Below are 3,752 nucleotides of genomic sequence, written 5' to 3'. Positions count from 1 at the left end.
CGACGGGCTCACACCACCCCGCAGACAGCCCGTGGACGATCAGGGGGATGCGCGTCTGCAGGTCGTTGAGCGCGTAGCCGTGGCCGAGGAATCCCTCCTCGAACAGGCTCTCGCCGTGATCGGCGAGAACCAGGACCACCGGAGGCTCAGCGGCCCTGGTCCCGACCAGGTCAAGGAGGCGCGTGATCGCGCGGTCGACGTTGGCCGCCGTGTTGCGGTACATGCGCCGCACCTGGTCGACCCGCGCGGGAACGATCTCGGCCTGTGTCAGGACGTCTCCGGCCACCAGGGTCTCGATACCCCGGTGATGGTAGGGATAATGGGTGTCGTAGAAATTCACGAACAGGAACAGGGGGCGTCCCTGGTCGCGCTGGGCCAGATAGTGCCCCACGCGCTCCAGCAGCACCTCATGCGAGACGCCAAGACTCCCCGGCGTCGCGAACTGCGTGAACCGTCGGTCCCGGTCCTGGCGCGCATCGTAGAAGCGCGTCGCCCTCGCGGTGCCCACGTCGAAGGCGGCCCCGCCGAACGACTCGTCCTGCGCGGAAAAATAGGCGGTGTCGTAGCCTGCGCGTCGGAAATCGTCGAGCAGCGTATCGTCCCCGGACTTGCCGACCAGCGCGCCCGTGAACAGGTGGTACCTCGACTGCACCGTGTAGCCGTTGTGCGAATAGGCCTGCAGGTGACTGCCGCCAGCGGCGAGCCGGTTGAGCGTCGGCGTGATCTCCCGGCCGCCTTCCCGCGCCCCGATCAGGTCGGCACGGAAGCTCTCCAGCATCACGAGCACGACCGGGCGCGTGCCCGTGATACCTGCGGGGGCACGCCGCGTCGGCGCGAGGTCGGCCGTGGGCAGGTCACCGAGCAGGCCATCCTCGTCGATGCCGTTGCCCGGGATGTCGACTGCGTAAGGGAACACCGTCGCATCGAACGGCGCCATGTCACCCGGTCGGCTCAGCACGCCGTATCCGTCGCGATCGACATCGCTGAGGACCGCGACGACACTGCCGACGGCTCGCCCGGATGCCTTCCGCCGCAGCCCGTTGTCGAGGACATCACTGGACAGTCGACCCATCGTCGACACGACCATCGCCAGCCCCGCCAGCACGACCCAGCCGGCGACGGCGGCGCGCGACGGCCGACGCAGTTCGCCGCCTGGAGACCATCGCTGCAGGGCACGCAGCGCGCCGATGACGGCCAGAACGCCCAGGACGATCGCCAGCGCGGGCACCAGGAGGTGCCCTCCCGCCACAGCCAGCACCTCGGCGGGCTGCCTCCCGACCAGGTCGAACATGAGCCCGAAGTCGAAGGCGCCGCCCAGCTGCCCGACCACCTCGTACTCGATGACACTGGCCACGAGCAGGGGGCCGCCTCCCAGCATGAGCGACAGGGCCACTCGCGCGGCCCGGCCGAGGCGCCAACGGCCGGCCAGCCAGACCCCGAGCAGGACACCCAGGGAGGCGCACGCCGCGTCCAGGAGCAAGGACACCGCAGCGAACCCCAGCCGCTGCCCACCGGTGGTCGCACTGTCGACCGCGAGAAAGCCGCCCGTGAAGTAGCTGCGTCGCAGTTCGAGCAATGCGGCATCGACCGCCGACACCGCCAGGGTCGAGACGCCCGACGTGGCCACCACCTCCCGACCGAGCACCGTCATCGGTCGACCAGCCGCGCCAGCAGCTCGTGCAGGCGGCGGCTCAATTGCGTGCCCTCGAGGTCGTGCAGGAAGGCGTCGGGCGCGACGAAGTCCTGCGCGAGCGTCTCGCGCTGCAGATAGAACGACGTGAGCGCCTCGCGAATGGCGCCCTCATCGTCGGCCTGCACGACACGGCCGATACGCCCGTCCCGGATCAGGTCGGCCACCGCCCCGGGCGAGGCCAACGCGAGGATCGGCTTCCTCGCCCAGAGGTACTCGTAGAGCTTCACCGGCACCTGCACCGCGGTGTCGGGTTGCACGACCAGCAGGATATCGGCGGCGCGAAGGTAGCCGAGGCTCTCGCCGTGCGAGACCGGGGGCACGAACTCGACGGCCTCGGTCAGGCCCAGACGCGCGACCTCACCGACGGCATCGAACTCACCGCCGGCACCACCCACCAGTTGCAGGCGATACGCGTCCGGGGGAATCGTGCCCCCCTGCAGCACGGCCGCGAGCGCCCGGAGCAGGGGACGCGGGTCACGTGCCTGATAGAGGTTGCCCGTGTGGCAGAGCACCAGCGTGCCAGCCGGGGCCGTGCGTGACACCGGCTTCACTCCGCTGTCGAGCGCGTCCCGGTCGAACCCATTCGGGATCGTGAGGAACTTGTCACGCGGTTGACGCGGGTAGTGGGCCACGAAGTCGTCGCACATCGGGCCCGTGTTCAGGATCACCCGTGTGGCGCGCCGCACCGTTCGACGTTCGAGCGTCCGATGGACCCAGCCGGTCCAGCCCCTGTTGCGCCACTCGACGCCCCACGGGGCCCGTGACCAGGGGTCGCGGAAGTCCGCCACGAAGGGCAGCCCGGTCGACCGCGCGATCGCAGCCGCGACGAGATGGGTCGTGAACGGGGGCGCCGAGGACACCACCACGTCGATGCCACGTTCCCGCACGAGCTGCTTGCCGGCAGGCACGGCCGTGAAGTACCACGGCAGTTCGTGGTCCGGGGTCGAGGTGAGTTCGTTCCAGAACTTCCGCAAGGGCCGGGTCCAGCTGGAGCGCGACGCCGATCGTCCGGGGGCTTTCGGCGATGACGCGCCAGGCTGCCGTGCGGGTGTCGCCCCCACGGCCTTGCGTCCGGCGACCGGGGTCCGGGTCACCCGCACGGAGGCCGGGACCTGCGCCAGCAGCCCAGGGTCGAGCGGCACACCATCCCGGTAGAAGGCTGGGTCGAGCGTGAGCACCGACACCTCCCACCCGAGGGCATCGAGGTGCCGGGCGAACCGGAGGAGGCGATGCGTGCCTGCCCGTCGGTTGGGCGGGAAATGCGCGGTCACCAACAAGACGCGGCGCCCCGCCTTGGTCGACGCCGCCGCGAGATCCTGCCGAGACGAGGGCGTGTCTACCATGGGCGGTCGATGTCCGAATCACCCTGCGTGAGCAGCCACTGACGCGGGTCGCTCACCCGGGCCACGTCATCGGCGGGCAGACCGGCGGCGTGTACCAGCAGGAAGCGGCCGGGCTCGCGGAGGGTGAAGCCGGCTCGCTTCAGCGCCTGCGTGAGACGGGCCCCGGCGTGCAACGCGATGACGGCGTCGGCGCCAAGCGCCTCCATGCGGGCCACGCCGGACTGCAGCAGGGCGTCGAGGTGATCCTGTCGCTCGAGTGGCACGACGAGATCAACCAGGAAGGCACGACGGTACCGATAGGCGCTGTCCGGCTCACGCATCATCCACACCATGGTGCCCAGCAACCGTGTGTCCTGGCGGACATCGAACCGGAGGAACTCCTGTCCCGGCTGGTCGATGTACTTCCAGGTGAGGTACGAGGCATCGCGGACCACTGCACACCCCACGTCGGCGGCCATGGCCTGCCACAACGCGTCGTGCGTGACGTCGTACCGCGCGACCTCGTGCAGCGTGACCGCAGGCACCGCTGGCTGCCCGAGTCGCTTGAGTGAGGAAAGCGCGCGCATCCCGAGGCCCGCCCCGAGCGCCGCACCGGCCGGCAGCTTGCCCTTCAGCACGCGCTCGGGTCTCACGAGGTACTGGGCAGTCTCGAGCGGGACGACCTGCCGCCAGCCCATCTTCAGCAGGATCGCCCGCATCGTCTCGGTCTGCCCCAG

The 3,752-nt window shown here is 70.1% G+C and carries 3 protein-coding genes; all 3 read right to left on the bottom strand.

Annotated elements, in window-relative coordinates:
- Positions 1-1,651 (bottom strand): sulfatase-like hydrolase/transferase (locus tag ACIRDX_RS21470; protein ID WP_396627470.1); only part of this gene is annotated, 1,651 nt, incomplete at its 3' end.
- Positions 1,648-3,036 (bottom strand): glycosyltransferase family 4 protein, encoded by a 1,389-nt coding sequence (locus tag ACIRDX_RS21465; RefSeq protein ID WP_396627469.1) that lies wholly within the window; start codon positions 3,034-3,036, stop codon positions 1,648-1,650. The genes ACIRDX_RS21465 and ACIRDX_RS21470, both read right to left, overlap by 4 nt.
- The coding region (locus ACIRDX_RS21460; RefSeq protein ID WP_396627468.1) for a hypothetical protein at positions 3,030-3,752 on the bottom strand (723 nt) is incomplete at its 5' end. The genes ACIRDX_RS21465 and ACIRDX_RS21460, both read right to left, overlap by 7 nt.

The organism is Luteitalea sp. (assembly GCF_044337415.1).
Lineage (GTDB): Bacteria > Acidobacteriota > Vicinamibacteria > Vicinamibacterales > Vicinamibacteraceae > Luteitalea.
This window is presented reverse-complemented; position numbering and strand designations above follow the sequence as displayed.